We start from the raw sequence: 14,214 nt of genomic DNA, 5'->3' as shown, positions 1-14,214 counted from the left end.
CGAGGGCATGCGCTTCGACAAGGGCTACATCAACCCCTACTTCGTCACGGACCCGGAGCGCCAGGAGGCTGTCTTCGAGGACCCGTACATCCTCATCGCGAACCAGAAGATCTCGAACATCAAGGACCTTCTGCCCATCGTCGACAAGGTGATCCAGGAGGGCAAGGAGCTCCTTATCATCGCCGAGGACGTCGAGGGCGAGGCTCTCGCGACGCTCGTGCTGAACAAGATCCGCGGCATCTTCAAGTCGGCTGCTGTCAAGGCTCCCGGCTTCGGCGACCGTCGCAAGGCTCAGCTGCAGGACATCGCGATCCTCACGGGTGGCCAGGTCATCACCGAGGAGGTCGGTCTCAAGCTCGAGAACGCCACCACGGACCTGCTCGGCCGTGCCCGCAAGGTCATCATCACGAAGGACGAGACCACGATCGTCGAGGGTGCCGGTGAGGCCGCTCAGATCGAGGGTCGCGTGACGCAGATCAAGCGCGAGATCGAGAACACCGACAGCGACTACGACCGCGAGAAGCTGCAGGAGCGCCTCGCCAAGCTCGCCGGCGGCGTCGCCGTCATCAAGGCGGGTGCCGCGACCGAGGTCGAGCTCAAGGAGCGCAAGCACCGCATCGAGGACGCCGTCCGCAACGCGAAGGCCGCCGTCGAGGAGGGCATCGTCGCCGGTGGTGGCGTCGCGCTCATCCAGGCCGGCAAGAAGGCCCTCGGCGGCCTCGAGCTGTCCGGTGACGAGGCGACCGGTGTCAACATCGTGCGTGTCGCGATCGAGGCTCCGCTCAAGCAGATCGCTCTCAACGCGGGCCTCGAGCCCGGCGTCGTCGCCAACAAGGTCTCGGAGCTTCCGGTCGGTCACGGCCTGAACGCCGCGAGCGGCGAGTACGGCGACCTGTTCGCACAGGGCATCATCGACCCCGCCAAGGTCACCCGCTCGGCGCTGCAGAACGCCGCGTCGATCGCAGGCCTGTTCCTCACGACCGAAGCGGTCGTCGCGGACAAGCCCGAGAAGGTCGCGGCTCCCGCCGGCGACCCGACCGGTGGCATGGACTTTTGACGCGAGACGGATCAATGCCGCGCAGCGGCGTTGATGCGGCTCGGGTCAAGGTTGAGTAGGCGCCGCAGGCGCCGTATCGAAACCCAGGCCCCGCCTCAGTCAGAACGGCCCCTCCTTCGGGAGGGGCCGTTCTGCGTTACCGGAACAGCCCCGCGGCGGCGACCTCGGTCTGGACGTACTGGTTGCCGGCGTGCGCGAGCGCGGCGCCGATGTCGCCGAGTGCGGCCTCGAGGTCGCGCTGGGTCAGGCGCCAGCGGTCGATCACGCCCTGGAACGCCACCGAGGCCGACCCCGTCCACGTCCCCTGCAGCTGGGTGAGCTGCCCGAGCATGGCGGATGTCTCGCCCTGCAGGCGATCTGCCGTGGCGCGGATGGCGCCGGTGGCGGCGAGGACGGCATCGGAATCGACACTGAATGCGGTCATGGAAGGCTCCCTTCGATCGGATGCCGCCACGCTACGCACCCGCGCACAGCCGCAGACCGCCAAGAGCCCGATCGGGGGACAGATCGGCGGATCCGCCGATTGTGGAGGAGGCGATGGATCAGGGCTCGTCGATGCGCAGTTTGCGCAGCGGCTGCGTCTCGATCCACAGGTGCTCCGTGGCATCCCGTGCCTCGGCGAGCGGGAACGCGACGCGGAACGTCGCTCCGCCGCCGGGGGTGTCGGTGACCTCGATCGACCCGTGCAGCGCTTCGACGACGGATGCCACGATCGCCAGCCCCAGCCCCGAGCCGCCCGTCTCGCGGGTGCGTGAGTTGTCGGCCCGCCAGAACCGCTGGAAGATCTTGTCGCGGATCTGCGCGGGGATGCCCTCGCCGTGGTCGATCACGGCGATCCAGCCCATCCCGGCCGGTACGTCGACGCCGGTCGCGAGCTGGATGGGCGAGCCCGCCGGCGTGTAGCGGCGCGCGTTGCCGAGCAGATTTGCGACGACCTGGCGGATGCGGTTCTCATCGCCCAGCACGACCGGTTCGGGGCTCGGCGGGGTGACGACCGGCAGTGGCGCGGTCTGCGCAGGAATGCTGCCGGTGGCCGTCGGCACGGGCCTGGGGACGGGCTTTGAACGGCGTCGCAGCAGGCGCGTCGCACTCGCCAATCCGCCGCGGCGGGCGGGCGAGGTGCCGGGTTCCGGGGTGGATGCCTCGGGCTCGGGCGCCGGCTTCGCGGCCTCGTCGTCGAGGACCGACACCTCGCGCTCGGGGGAGGTCGCGCGGGCATCCAGCGCGGCATCCCGTGCGATCGGGCGCAGGTCAACGCGCGCGACGGCGATGTCGCGGCGCTCGTCGAGGCGCGCCAGGGCGAGGAGGTCCTCGACGAGGACGCCCATGCGGATTGCCTCCTTCTCGATGCGCTCCATCGATTGCGCCGTCTGCTCTTCGCCCGAGATGGCGCCCATCCGGTACAGCTCGGCATAGCCGCGCACGGTCACGAGCGGCGTGCGCAACTCGTGGCTCGCGTCGCCGATGAACCGGCGCATCTGCTGCACGGTCGCGTCGCGCTGACCGAGGGCCTGATCGATGCGGTCGAGCATCGTGTTGATGGCGGTTTTGAGCTTGCCGACCTCGGTGCGCGGCGAGATGTCGCCCATGCGCTGGCTGAAATCGCCCGCGGCGATCGACATCGCGGTGTTCTCGACCTGCCCGAGGCTGCGGAAGGCGAGCGTCACGAGCCAGCGCGTCGCGAGGGCGCCGGCGAGCATCGTGACCAGCGCGAGCAGCGTGTAGATGCCGACGTAGTTGGCGACGGTCTGGTTGACGCTCGACAGCGGCAGCGCCACCATCTGGGTGTAGTTGTCGCGGACGTCCTCGATCGTGAGGAAGTCGACGCTCGCGTGGAACGTGCCTGACCCGGTCGCGGCGGGGATCGAGAACGGCTCGGTGCCTTTGGTCACGGTCGCCTCGAGTGGGAACGAGTCGGGGAACGCGGGCTCGATGCCGCCGCTGCCGCCGGCCGTCGCGACGAGTGTGCCGTCGGGGGCATACACCGCGATGAAGAACTGCGTCGGCGCGGCATCCTTCTGCACGAACGTGGGCGTGCCGCCACCGTCGATCTCGATGTCGAACAGGGTGCTCGCAAGATCGGCGGGGGCGAGTTGGCGCAGATTGTCGTCGAGGGCGGTGATCTGCGTGTTGCGCAGGAACAGCCCCGTGCCGAATCCGGCCGCGATCAGGCCGATCGCGAGCACCGCGACCGTGACACCGGTGACCTTCGCGCGCAGGCTGATGCTCCGCCACCACAGGGTGATGCGGTCGCCCTTCTTGGCGTGCGCGGCCAGAACGGCTCCCACGGAGAGGCGGCGGCCGCTAGGCCGTCTTGCCGGCCTTCAGCATGTAGCCGAAGCCGCGCTTGGTCTGGATCAGCGGTTCGCTCGAGTACGGGTCGATCTTGCGGCGCAGATACGAGATGTAGCTCTCGACGATGCCGGCGTCGCCGTTGAAGTCGTACTCCCACACGTGGTCGAGGATCTGCGCCTTGCTCAGCACCCGGTTGGGGTTGAGCATGAGGTAGCGCAGCAGCTTGAACTCGGTGGGGGAGAGATCGATCGACACGTCGCCGACGAGCACGTCGTGCGTGTCCTGATCCATCGACAGCTCGCCCGCCTTGATGGTCGACTCTTCGTCGGCCTGCATCGTGCGGCGCAGAATCGCCTGCAGGCGGGCGACGATCTCGTCGAGCGAGAACGGCTTGGTGACGTAGTCGTCACCGCCGGCGTTGAGGCCCTCGATCTTGTCTTCGGTGTCGTCCTTCGCCGTCAGGAACAGGATCGGGGCGGTGTACCCCGCGCCGCGGAGGCGCTTGGTGACGCTGAACCCGTTCATATCGGGCAGCATCACGTCGAGGATGATCAGATCGGGTTCTTCCTCGAGCACGGCCGAGATCGTCTGGGCGCCGTTGGCGACCGCCCGCACCTGGTATCCCGCGAAGCGGAGGCTCGTGACCAGCAGGTCTCGGATGTTCGGTTCGTCGTCCACGACGAGAATGCGCGGTGCCGTCATATGCCCATACTGTCACCGGATGCCATGCAGTTGCTGGATATCGGCCGACCGCGCCGATCAGACGGTCAGGCGGGTGCCGAGAGGCATCCGTGCACAGCACGCTCGACGACCGGCCGCACGGGAGCACCCGGCGCCACCGTGAGCCGGTGCATGATGAGCCCGTTGCCGCACGCGAGCAGCGTGCGGGCGGCGGCGTCGGCATCCGGCATGCCGAGCCGCTGCGCGGCGGCGCGCAGTCCCTCTTCGAACGTGAGCCGCTGCGCGTGCAGCGGGGTCTGCGCGAGCGGCGAGGCATCCAGGAACAGCGTCAGCCGCGCGCGGGTGCGCAGCGCATGCGGCCCGGTCTGGAGCTCGACGGCGCGGGTGATCGTGTCGATGAGGCCGTCGACGTCGAGCGGCGCGCCCGCGCCGAGGGCTGCGGACAGATCGATGCGCTCTTGTTCGGCGATCCAGTCGATGAGTCCCGTGACGAGGGCGGCACGGGTGCGGAACCAGTTCGAGGTCGAGCCCGGCGGCAGCGCGGCTGCGGCATCGACGCGAGCGTGGGTGAGGGCGCGCATGCCGCCTTCGCCGACGAGGGCGACGGCGGCGTCGAGGGCGCGTTCGCGGGTACCGGCCATGGGAACACTATAGGTGTAGTAGCGGGAGAACTACGAACGTAGTAACCTGCGGGCATGGAACACGTCGTGACCGCGCTGTTCGCGATTCAGGCCCTCGCGGGAGTCGTGCTGCTGATTGGATGGTGGCGGCACGGTCGGTCGGTCGCGCCGCGCGTGCTGACCCACGTCGCGCTGGGCCTGGCCGGACTGGTGACGTGGGTGACGTTCACCATCACGGGTGCCGTCGTGTGGGGGTGGATCGCGTTCGCGGCCATCACGGTCGGCAACGGTGTGGGCGACAGCCTCATGATCCGGCGGTTCCGCCGCCAGCGCGGATGGTCGGGCGGCATGTGGAGCGACTACGGCGGCGCGATCGCGGCGGTCTTCAAGGGGCGGATGCCCGCGATCGTGGGCTTTCACGCGCTGTTCGCCGGTGTCGTGTACTTCACGACGCTCGGCGTGTGCATCGGTGCGACGATGGAAGCATGACGCTGCCCCCCGACGCTGCCATCGCCCCCGTTCTTCCTCCCGCCCCGCGCCCGTTGCCCGCCGATGCCACCGCGGGTGGCCTCGCGTTCCACCGACTCGTGTTCGCGCGCCGGCGCAGCGGATGGTGGACGCCGCTGGCGGTCGCGGGCCTCGGACTCGTGTTCTACGTCGCGATGCTCGCCGTCGTGACGGCGCTGATGGTCGTGGTCGCGTTGGCCGATCCCTCGTTCCTCGAGCGCACGCTGGCGCTCGCTGAGAACCCGACGATCGACGTGGCAGATCCCGTCATGCTGGTGTTCCTGCTCGGCACGATCATCCTGATGCTGCCCTCGTACGTGCTGGCGTCGCTCATCGTGAACGGCAAGCGCACGGGACTCATCTCATCGGCGGCGGGGCGCCTGCGCTGGCGCTGGATGCTGCTGTGTGGCCTGATCGCGCTCGTGCTGTCGGCCGTGCTCACGGGCCTGTCGCTGCTGATCCCTGGCGACGAAGCGCCGGCGGCCGAGCCCAACGCGTGGTGGGCGGTTTCGCTCGTGCTCGTGATCCTGCTCGTGCCGCTGCAGTCCGCCGCCGAGGAGTACATCTTCCGCGGCTTCCTGATGCAGGCGATCGGGCGCTGGCTGCGGCATCCGGCGTTCGCGATCCTCGTGCCTGTGCCGCTGTTCGTGCTCGGGCACATGTACGACCTGCTCGGGCAGATCAGCGTCGGCCTGTTCGCCGTCGCGGCCGGATGGCTGACGTGGCGCACGGGCGGGCTCGAGGCCGCCATCGCGCTACACGTCGTGAACAACCTCACGGGATTCATCGTCGGCATCGCGGCGGGCACGAACCCCACCGAGTCGACCACCGGGTGGGTGAGCTTCCTGTGGTCGTTCGTCCTCGTCGGCGGCTACGTCGCGCTCATCGAGTGGCGCCTGGCCCGCAAGCCGCTCGCGCGGACGCTCGTGCTGACGCCGCCGGCGCCGGCGCCTTACGCGGCATTGAGTCCATCCGCGTCCAATATCGTGTAGCTGTAGCCCTGCTCGGCGAGGAAGCGCTGGCGGTTCTGCGCGAAGTCCTGGTCGACCGTGTCGCGGGCGATCAGGGTGTAGAAGCTCGCGGTGTGCCCGCTCGTCTTGGGGCGCAGCAGGCGCCCGAGGCGCTGGGCCTCTTCCTGCCGTGAGCCGAACGACCCCGACACCTGGATCGCGACGGATGCCTCGGGCAGGTCGATCGAGAAGTTCGCGACCTTCGAGACGACGAGCACCGGGATGCGCCCCTCGCGGAACGCGCCGTATAGCTCCTCGCGCTCGTCGACGGGGGTCGCGCCGGTGATCTGCGGCGCGCCGAGGGCATCCGACAGCACGTCGATCTGGTCGAGGTACTGCCCGATCACGAGGATCTGCTCGCCCGCGTGGCGCGCGACGAGGTCGCTGACGACCCCGATCTTCGCGTGCGCGGTCGCCGCGAGGCGGTAGCGCTCGTCGTCGGCCGCGGCGGCGTACTCCATGCGGTCAGAGGCCGGCAGATCGACGCGCACCTCGTAGCAGACGGCGGGGGAGATGAAGCCCTGCGCCTCGATCTCCTTCCACGGCGCGTCGAACCGCTTGGGCCCGATGAGGCTGAACACGTCGCCCTCGCGGCCGTCTTCACGCACGAGTGTCGCGGTCAGGCCCAGGCGGCGCCGGGCCTGCAGGTCGGCCGTCAGCTTGAACACGGGCGCGGGCAGCAGGTGCACCTCGTCGTAGACGATGAGGCCCCAGTCCAGGGCGTCCAGCAGCGCCAAGTGCGCGTATTCGCCCTTCCGCTTCGCGGTGAGGATCTGGTAGGTCGCGATCGTGACGGGCTTGACCTCTTTGGCCTGGCCCGAGTACTCGCCGATCTCTTCCGGAGTCAGCGACGTGCGCTTGAGCAGCTCGTCGCGCCACTGCCGGGCGCTCACGGTGTTGGTCACGAGGATCAGCGTCGTCGTCTTGGTGTCGGCCATCGCGGCCGCCCCGACGAGGGTCTTGCCGGCGCCACAGGGCAGCACGACGACGCCCGACCCGCCCTCGGTGAAGATGTCGACCGCCTTGCGCTGGTACGGGCGCAGCGTCCAGCCGTCTTCGGCGAGGTCGATCGGGTGCGGCGTTCCCGGCGTGTACCCGGCGTGGTCTTCGGCGGGCCAGCCGACCTTGAGCAGCTCCTGCTTGATGTGGCCGCGTGCCCAGGCATCCACCGTGAACACACCGGGCGACGGATGCCCCGTCAGCAGCGGCTGGATGCGCTTGTTCTTCGCGACTTCGGCGAGCACGGCCGTGTCGGTCGCGCGCAGGATGAGGGTGCCCTCGTCGTCGCGCTCGATCACCAGCCGCCCGTAGCGGCCGACGGTCTCGCGGATATCGATCGAGACCGATGCCGGCACCGGAAAGCGCGACCAGCGGTCAAGCGTGCCGAGCATGTCGTCGGCGGTGTGGCCGGCCGCGCGCGCGTTCCACAGGCCCAGCCGCGTGATGCGGTAGGTGTGAATGTGCTCGGGGGCGCGCTCGAGTTCGGCGAAGATCGCCAGCTCGTGGCGGGCGCTCTCGGCGTCGGGGTGGGCGACCTCCAGCAGCACGGTGCGGTCGCTCTGGACGATGAGGGGTCCGTCAGCCATAGCGGACCAGTCTACCGGCGCCGGATCAGGCGGGACTCACGCGGGTGATACTCGACACCGGCAGGGTGCGCTCGACGTCGACGGCCCGGTCGCGCCCGCGCAGGCGCCCGCCGCCGAGGCCCGTCGCCTCGATCGTGAACTCACGCTCGGCGCCGTCGGGTAGGCGCACCGCGACGACGATCGTCGCGCGCGCTCGCACGGCCTGCTCGAGCTCCCGCTCGAGCCATGCGGCATCCGCGTCTTCGCTGCGGGTCGCGCGCAGCCGCGTGACGAGGTCGCGGTACCGCTCGAGCGGGGCGGGGGCCGGCTCGGGATTGGGCGCGAGGCGGTGCCGGTCGAGCGCGCGACGGTTGCCGTCGGCGTCGACGGCGACGACGGGGTAGCGCGCGTCGGCGATCATCCAGAACGCGGTGTCGGCGCTCGCACGGGTCAGCAGCGCTTCGCCGTCGGCGACGAGGCCCAGGGGGCGCAGCGCCTGGTCGACCGCCACCGTGCGCAGCAGCGACTCGTCGGTGCTGATGACGTGGGTGCGGCCCTGCGCGTCGGGGCCGACCTGCAGTGCGCCGTGCCGGCTCGCCGACCGTTCGATCTCATAGGCGAGCGGCTGCGGCAGCCCGGTCAGCGACAGCTCGAGCAGGAACGCGCGCAGCGAATCGGCGGTCTCGCCCGCGGTCAGGGCATCGGCGAGCGTCTCGGCCGTGAACCGGTAGCTGGATGCCTGCGCGCGCGACTCGCGCCGCGCCATCGAGCGCAGGCGCATGTCGAGGTGCGGAGCGAGCGAGCCCGGCGCGATCGCCGTGAGGTCGTTCTGCAGGTACACGCGGTCGACTTCGGGCGGCAGCAGCGCGGCGAGGGCATCGGCGTCGAACGCCCCACCGGTCGCGGCGGGCTGCGCCCACGGCGTGACCGCGCCGGTGCCGTCCACGAGCGCCCAGCGCTGCAGCAGCGCCGCAAGCGCCGCGGCACGCTCGGGCCACGCCGCGTCGAACGGGTGGGCACCGGGCCACTCCGACAGAGGCAGCCATCCGTCGCCGCGGCGGAGCGCCGGCGGCAGGCTGTCGACGAGGGCTGCGGCCACCGCACTCCAGCGGTCGATCGTGCTGCTGTGCAGCCACGCCGTGCCGCGCGCCGTGACGAGCCAGGCGCGGTCGGTGACGGCCAGTAGCCCCGTGCGGTCGGCGATCGCGACGAGATCGTCGGCGGTGGCGGCATCCGACACCGCCCCCGTCTCGATCAGCCGGCGCCGATCGACGGCGCCGAGGGTGCCCGCGCCGATGCGCCCGAGCGGGCTGGTCAGCGCCGCGTGCAGCACGTCGGCGAGCGACGCGGATGCCGTGAACGCGCGCTCCGCCTCGGCGGCGGCATCCGGAGCCGATGCGGGCTCGGGCGCTGGGTCGTGGGCGATCGGAACCGCCGCACGGAAGGCCGTTGCGACCGGCTCCCACGGCGCGCCGTCGTCGGCGAGCAACGCGCGGGAGATGAGTGCGTCGCGGGCGGGGCCGGCGGGAACGTCGGCGCCGTCGATCGCCTGCGCGAGGGCGGCGGCCTCAGCAGCCGTCAGGTCGGCGATCGCACGGGCGAGTGACGCGGGGTCGAGCAGCTGCTCGGCGGCGTCGAACGCGTCGTTCCAGCTCGCGGTGGGGGAGACGTGGCGTGCGTCCAGCAGTTCGGCCAGGGCGCGTTCGTCGCGCGCCGCGAGCTGGTGCGCGAGCGTCCGTGCGTCCGAGCCGGTCACGTCAGCGGCCCTTGCCCGCGCGCGCCTTCCGGATGAAGGTCATGATGAGCACCGTCATCAGGAGGAGGAAGGCGACGATCGGGGCGATGTAGACGACCGCTCCGACGGTCGGCCAGACTCCCGCGCCGAAATCCTCGTGCGTCATGCCGGATGCCGAGCCGATCATGATCGCGACGAAGCACACGACCGACAGGACGAGCAGCCCCAGCGACATGAACGCGAGGATGCGGTCGATCCGGCGGACGGGAACGTCCTCGGATGGGGTCTGGGGCGTGGAAGGGGGCATCCGCACCAGCCTACTGCGTCGGGCCGTTGCCGTAGGCTGGTGTCCTGGGGTGATCCGCCCCCGTTCCACTGCGCCCGCATGCGGGCACGATCAGCGCGAGGTTTGCGATGCCCACCGGCAAGGTCAGGTTCTACGACGACGAGAAGGGGTTCGGCTTCATCACCACCGATGACGGCCAGGACGTCTTCCTGCACGCCACGGCCCTCCCTGCGGGGACGGTCGTCAAGTCCGGCACGCGGCTCGAGTTCGGCGTCGCCGACGGCAAGCGCGGCCTGCAGGCGCTCGCGGTGCGGGTGCTGGATGCCCCGGTGAGCCTCTCCAAGCGCAACCGCCCGAAGCCCGACGACATGGCGATCATCGTCGAAGACGTCGTCAAGCTGCTCGACAAGATCGGCGGCGACCTGCGCCGTGGGCATTACCCGAACGCCGGTCAGGGCACGAAGGTCGCCGCGATCTTGCGCAAGGTAGCCGATGACCTCGACGCCTGAGCCCGCCGACGAGCGTCTGCTCGCGTCGCACGATCTCGCCGTCGCGGCGCTGCACGACATCACGCCGGCGGTGACCGTCGGGCCTGCCGCGGGCTACACCCTCGAAGAGGGCGGCGTGGTCTCGCTGCGCTTCGAGAACACGATGCCCGGGTACCCCGGCTGGTTCTGGACGGTGAGCCTCACCGTCGTCGAAGACGCCGAGCCGACCGTGCTCGAGGTCGAGCTGCTGCCCGGTGACGGCGCGCTTCTGGCCCCTGATTGGGTGCCGTGGGCCGTGCGGCTGGCCGAGTACCAGGCTGCGCAGGCGGCGCTCGCCGCCGAGCGCGCTGAGGCTGCCGGCGACGAGGACGATCAGGGCGACGACCTCGACGATGACGATCTCGATGACGACGATGTCGATGACGACGACCAGGACGATGTCGATGACCTCGACGATCTGGATGCCGCCGACTTCGACGAGGACGGGTCGCCGATCCTGCACGCCGGCGACGTCGACGGTGTCGACATCGACGTGCTCGACGAGGACGCCGCCGACGACGAGGACGACTCCGACGAGGAGTGACCCGCCGAGGAGTGACCTGCCGCAGCTGCGCGAAAACAGGCGATTGCGTCAAAACAGGCAGGATGCCGCGCGGAACGGCCTGTCTCCGCGCGTTTGCCTGTTCTCGCGCGAGCCGCGATCAGCTCGCGCGAGCCGCGGTCAGCTCAGCCCTGGCGCTCGACGGTGTACTCGATGCACTTGATGAGCTGACGCACGTCTTCCGGCTCGATCGAGACGAAGGTCGCGATGCGCAGTTGGTTGCGGCCGAGCTTGCGGTACGGCTCGGTGTCGACGATGTCGTTCGCACGCAGGCTTGCGGCGATGGCCGCGGCATCCACCGTGTCGTCGAAGTCGATCGTGACGACGACGGGGGAGCGGTCGGCCGGGTCGGCGACGAACGGCGTCGCGTACGACACCGAGTCGGCCCACGCGTACAGCGCAGAGGACGATTCGGCGGTGCGGGCGGATGCCCAGCCGAGGCCGCCGTTGCCGTTGATCCACTCGAGCTGCTTGTCGAGCAGGTACAGGGTCGACACGGCCGGCGTGTTCAGCGTCTGGTTCAGGCGCGAGTTGTCGAGCGCGTTCTTCAGGCTGAGGAACTCGGGGATGTAGCGCCCCGACGCGGCGATGCGCTCGATCCGCTCGATCGCGGCGGGCGAGACGGCGGCGAACCACAGGCCACCGTCCGAGCCCAGGTTCTTCTGCGGCGCGAAGTAGTAGACATCCGCCTCGGTGACGCGGAAGTTGATGCCGCCGGCGGCGCTCGTCGCGTCGATGACGGTCAGTGCGCCCTCGTCACCGCGCACGCGCTCGACGGGAGCGGCGACACCGGTCGAGGTCTCATTGTGCGGCCAGGCGTATACGTCGACGCCCTCGACGGCCTCGGCGACCGTGCGCGAGCCGGGCTCGGCCTTGCGCACGTCGGGCGCTTCGAGCCACGGTGCGGCGGCGGCCCCGGCGAACTTGCCGCCGAACTCTCCGAACACGAGGTTCTGCGCGCGCTTGTCGATGAGGCCGAAGGCGGCGGCATCCCAGAACGCGGTCGAACCGCCGTTGCCGGCGATGATCTCGTACCCGTCGGGCAGACGCAGCAGGTCGGACAGCCCCATGCGCACCTGGCCGACGAGGCTCTTGACGGGCGACTGGCGGTGAGAGGTGCCCATCAGCACCGAGCCCGGGCCCGCGAGGGCGGCGAGCTGTTCGGGGCGGATCTTCGAGGGGCCGCAGCCGAAGCGTCCGTCGGTGGGCAGAATCTCGCGAGGCAGCGTCACATGGGCCATGGACCGATTCTAGGGTCGGCGGCACCCGTGGTCACGACCGGTGCCCGTATCAAAGGCTAGGCTGGTGTCATCTTGCTTCACCGTGCATGAGGGCCACATGACCGATCTGATCGACACCACCGAGATGTATCTGCGCACCGTCCTCGAGCTCGAGGAAGAGGGCATCATCCCCCTGCGTGCGCGCATCTCCGAGCGTCTGGGCCACTCGGGCCCGACGGTGTCGCAGACGGTCGGCCGCATGGAACGCGACGGCCTGATCGTCGTGACCGACGACCGGTCGCTGGCACTGACGGATGCCGGGCGCCAGAAGGCCGTCGACGTGATGCGCAAGCATCGCCTCGCCGAGCGCCTGCTCAGCGACGTGATCGGCCTCGACTGGGCCTACGTGCACGATGAGGCGTGCCGGTGGGAGCACGTCATGAGCGAGCTCGTCGAGCGTCGCCTGATCGAGCTGCTGGGGCATCCGACCGAATCGCCGTACGGCAACCCGATTCCCGGGCTCGACCAGCTCGGTGACGTGCCGGCGCACACGTTCGACGACGGCGTCGTCGGGCTCGTGCGGCATCTCAACGAGACGGACGGTCCGATCACGGGCACGATCCGGCGTCTGGCCGAGCCTGCCCAGGTCGACCCGGAGCTGCTGATCCAGTTGCGTGACGCGGGCGTCATGCCCGGGGCATCCGGCGACTTCCGCTTCAGCGAGGGCTACGTCCTCGTGCAGATGGACGGTCAGGACGAAGGCTTGGAGCTGCCGGTCGAGGTCGCCGCGCACATCTTCCTCGTCGACGCCGCGCCGCGCGCCTGACGCGCCCAGACAGGGGTTGGCCGCGCCGCGCGGACCTGGACGTCTCGTGGGAGAGAGCTGGATCGACCGCGGGCAACGTGACATATTCGTTACCTTCCGGTAGCCTCGAAAAGTCCACCTGGCGAGAAGCCCGCCACGGACCGCCGCACGGATTGCCTCAAGGGTTCGTCGTCTGTGCGGTGAAGCCTGTACATCTGTGCCCGACACTGAGTGCCGACGAACCAGCGATCCTCCGCCGCGCGGAGGGCGTGCGGAGGCGCCGGAGGACCTTTGGCTGAAAATTTCGATCCGTCGCACGAGACACCCGAGTCCGATTCGACGACCCCCGCTCTGCGGAGCCGCACGCGACGCCTCGCGAACCTTCGCACCGCCGCGAAGGCTCCCGTCGTCAAGACCACCGCAGTCGTCCGCAGCTCGGCTGCGACCCGCCGCGCCGCGGGCAAGCCGCACCCGATGCGCAGCCTCTTGACGCTCGCCGCCGTCGCGGGGCTTGTGGCCACCGTCGCCGTGCCCGCCGCGGTGTCCGCCGTGGGCAGTGCACCCGCCGAGGCTGCCGTCACGACCGTGCAGCAACTGGCCGCCGACAACGCGCAGTCGCTCGTCGTGGCATCCGAAGCGACTCCTGCCGCGCTTGATCGCGGCAGCTACTCGGCGACGACGCCCGAGGAGATCCAGGCGAAGAAGGACGAGGAGGCCGCGAAGGCCGCCGCCGCCGCCCGCATCGCCGCTGCTTCCACTGCATCGGCCGCCTACAGCGGCGCGATCGCCGAGTCGATCGCACCGGCCGGCTCGGTCGTGCGCCCGCTGACCTCGTTCAACAACTTCGGCACGCCGTACGCCGGCCACAAGGGCACCGACTACATGGCTGACCGGTACACGCCGATCTACGCGATCGCCGACGGCGTCGTGGTCGCCTCGACCGAAGACGGCCCCGGCTGGGGCGTGTACGTGAAGATCGCCCACAACATCGGTGGCCAGAGCGTGACCTCGCTGTACGCCCACATGAGCTACGGCACGCGTCGCGTGTCGGTCGGCGACACGGTCTCGGCCGGTCAGCTGATCGGTCAGGTCGGCGACACGGGCCGCGCCTATGGCACGCACCTGCACCTGGAGATCTACGTCAACGGTGCATGGGTCAACGCGGAGAGCTGGCTGGTCGCCAACGCGGGCTGACGACACGCTTTTCGTCACTCGGATGTCACCGACGTGTCGCATTGAGGTATTAGCCTGTTCCCGACGCTCGCAGAAGTCGAGGGGGAGTCGATGGACATAGCAGGAGCCCGCATCCGCACCATGGATGCACTCTGCCGGTACACCGCCGGC

At 70.0% G+C, this 14,214-nt stretch carries 15 protein-coding genes; 7 read left to right on the top strand and 8 right to left on the bottom strand.

Translation table 11 applies throughout. The annotated features are described in order from the left end of the window. Window positions 1-1,057 (top strand): chaperonin GroEL (gene groEL / locus BGO46_RS02905; protein WP_299985218.1); only part of this gene is annotated, 1,057 nt, incomplete at its 5' end. 136 nt (window positions 1,058-1,193) lie between these two features. On the opposite strand, the gene BGO46_RS02900 is transcribed toward groEL, so the two are convergent. From BGO46_RS02900 to BGO46_RS02885, 4 genes are all read right to left on the bottom strand, one after another. Next, window positions 1,194-1,481, bottom strand: coding sequence for a WXG100 family type VII secretion target (locus tag BGO46_RS02900; RefSeq protein ID WP_292675785.1), 288 nt, complete (start codon window positions 1,479-1,481; stop codon window positions 1,194-1,196). 118 nt (window positions 1,482-1,599) lie between these two features. Continuing rightward, on the bottom strand, window positions 1,600-3,345 hold the full coding sequence (locus BGO46_RS02895; RefSeq protein ID WP_292675787.1) for a HAMP domain-containing sensor histidine kinase: 1,746 nt from the start codon (window positions 3,343-3,345) through the stop codon (window positions 1,600-1,602). 16 nt (window positions 3,346-3,361) lie between these two features. Then, entirely contained in the window at window positions 3,362-4,054 is a 693-nt protein-coding gene (locus BGO46_RS02890) for a response regulator transcription factor (RefSeq protein ID WP_292675789.1), read from the bottom strand. A 65-nt stretch (window positions 4,055-4,119) separates the two neighbouring features. Beyond that, window positions 4,120-4,674: a TetR/AcrR family transcriptional regulator gene (locus tag BGO46_RS02885; protein WP_292675792.1), complete on the bottom strand. Its 555-nt coding sequence runs from the start codon at window positions 4,672-4,674 to the stop codon at window positions 4,120-4,122. Between the two features lie 54 nt (window positions 4,675-4,728). Between BGO46_RS02885 and BGO46_RS02880 the strand changes: the two genes are divergently transcribed. Together BGO46_RS02880 and BGO46_RS02875 are read left to right on the top strand one after the other, a co-directional pair. Then, the gene (locus BGO46_RS02880) at window positions 4,729-5,142 is read left to right on the top strand and encodes a hypothetical protein (protein ID WP_292675795.1); all 414 of its coding nucleotides are present in this window, start codon (window positions 4,729-4,731) and stop codon (window positions 5,140-5,142) included. Beyond that, window positions 5,139-6,152 (top strand): CPBP family intramembrane glutamic endopeptidase, encoded by a 1,014-nt coding sequence (locus tag BGO46_RS02875; RefSeq protein WP_292675797.1) that lies wholly within the window; start codon window positions 5,139-5,141, stop codon window positions 6,150-6,152. The genes BGO46_RS02880 and BGO46_RS02875 overlap by 4 nt, the downstream gene beginning before the upstream one ends. On the opposite strand, the gene BGO46_RS02870 is transcribed toward BGO46_RS02875, so the two are convergent. From BGO46_RS02870 to BGO46_RS02860, 3 genes are read right to left on the bottom strand one after another with little or no spacing between them, the layout of a single operon-like run. Continuing rightward, a complete protein-coding gene (locus tag BGO46_RS02870; protein WP_292675799.1) occupies window positions 6,113-7,756 on the bottom strand; it encodes a DNA repair helicase XPB in 1,644 nt (547 codons plus the stop codon). The two genes, BGO46_RS02875 and BGO46_RS02870, sit on opposite strands and share 40 nt — an antisense overlap. Before the next feature lie 25 nt (window positions 7,757-7,781). Beyond that, a complete protein-coding gene (locus tag BGO46_RS02865) occupies window positions 7,782-9,491 on the bottom strand; it encodes a helicase-associated domain-containing protein (protein ID WP_292675802.1) in 1,710 nt (569 codons plus the stop codon). A gap of 1 nt (window position 9,492) precedes the next feature. Then, complete coding sequence (locus BGO46_RS02860; protein ID WP_292675804.1) at window positions 9,493-9,777, bottom strand: multidrug ABC transporter ATPase; 285 nt, start codon at window positions 9,775-9,777, stop codon at window positions 9,493-9,495. 107 nt (window positions 9,778-9,884) lie between these two features. Between BGO46_RS02860 and BGO46_RS02855 the strand changes: the two genes are divergently transcribed. Both BGO46_RS02855 and BGO46_RS02850 read left to right on the top strand, forming a co-directional pair. Beyond that, window positions 9,885-10,265: a cold-shock protein gene (locus BGO46_RS02855; protein ID WP_292897076.1), complete on the top strand. Its 381-nt coding sequence runs from the start codon at window positions 9,885-9,887 to the stop codon at window positions 10,263-10,265. After that, a complete protein-coding gene (locus tag BGO46_RS02850; protein ID WP_292675806.1) occupies window positions 10,249-10,827 on the top strand; it encodes a DUF3027 domain-containing protein in 579 nt (192 codons plus the stop codon). Before BGO46_RS02855 ends, BGO46_RS02850 begins: the two co-directional genes overlap by 17 nt. 143 nt (window positions 10,828-10,970) lie before the next feature. On the opposite strand, the gene serC is transcribed toward BGO46_RS02850, so the two are convergent. Then, entirely contained in the window at window positions 10,971-12,086 is a 1,116-nt protein-coding gene (gene serC / locus BGO46_RS02845; protein ID WP_292675809.1) for a phosphoserine transaminase, read from the bottom strand. A gap of 97 nt (window positions 12,087-12,183) precedes the next feature. Between serC and BGO46_RS02840 the strand changes: the two genes are divergently transcribed. Together BGO46_RS02840 and BGO46_RS02835 are read left to right on the top strand one after the other, a co-directional pair. Beyond that, entirely contained in the window at window positions 12,184-12,891 is a 708-nt protein-coding gene (locus tag BGO46_RS02840; RefSeq protein WP_292675811.1) for a metal-dependent transcriptional regulator, read from the top strand. A gap of 270 nt (window positions 12,892-13,161) precedes the next feature. After that, entirely contained in the window at window positions 13,162-14,064 is a 903-nt protein-coding gene (locus BGO46_RS02835; RefSeq protein ID WP_292675814.1) for a M23 family metallopeptidase, read from the top strand. Window positions 14,065-14,214: the final 150 nt, after the last annotated feature.

Source organism: Microbacterium sp. 70-16, assembly GCF_001898315.1.
Classification (GTDB): domain Bacteria; phylum Actinomycetota; class Actinomycetes; order Actinomycetales; family Microbacteriaceae; genus Microbacterium.
Note: the sequence above shows the minus strand (reverse complement) of the source record. Positions and strands in the feature narration are given on the sequence as shown.

What these genes read in the sequence shown, in the direction of transcription:
- BGO46_RS02900 (WP_292675785.1), bottom strand. Translation starts at nt 1,481, where the DNA reads ATGACCGCATTCAGTGTCGATTCCGATGCCGTCCTCGCCGCCACCGGC.
- BGO46_RS02890 (WP_292675789.1), bottom strand. Translation starts at nt 4,054, where the DNA reads ATGACGGCACCGCGCATTCTCGTCGTGGACGACGAACCGAACATCCGA.
- BGO46_RS02885 (WP_292675792.1), bottom strand. Translation starts at nt 4,674, where the DNA reads ATGGCCGGTACCCGCGAACGCGCCCTCGACGCCGCCGTCGCCCTCGTC.
- BGO46_RS02880 (WP_292675795.1), top strand. Translation starts at nt 4,729, where the DNA reads ATGGAACACGTCGTGACCGCGCTGTTCGCGATTCAGGCCCTCGCGGGA.
- BGO46_RS02875 (WP_292675797.1), top strand. Translation starts at nt 5,139, where the DNA reads ATGACGCTGCCCCCCGACGCTGCCATCGCCCCCGTTCTTCCTCCCGCC.
- BGO46_RS02870 (WP_292675799.1), bottom strand. Translation starts at nt 7,756, where the DNA reads ATGGCTGACGGACCCCTCATCGTCCAGAGCGACCGCACCGTGCTGCTG.
- BGO46_RS02860 (WP_292675804.1), bottom strand. Translation starts at nt 9,777, where the DNA reads ATGCCCCCTTCCACGCCCCAGACCCCATCCGAGGACGTTCCCGTCCGC.
- BGO46_RS02855 (WP_292897076.1), top strand. Translation starts at nt 9,885, where the DNA reads ATGCCCACCGGCAAGGTCAGGTTCTACGACGACGAGAAGGGGTTCGGC.
- BGO46_RS02850 (WP_292675806.1), top strand. Translation starts at nt 10,249, where the DNA reads ATGACCTCGACGCCTGAGCCCGCCGACGAGCGTCTGCTCGCGTCGCAC.
- serC (WP_292675809.1), bottom strand. Translation starts at nt 12,086, where the DNA reads ATGGCCCATGTGACGCTGCCTCGCGAGATTCTGCCCACCGACGGACGC.
- BGO46_RS02840 (WP_292675811.1), top strand. Translation starts at nt 12,184, where the DNA reads ATGACCGATCTGATCGACACCACCGAGATGTATCTGCGCACCGTCCTC.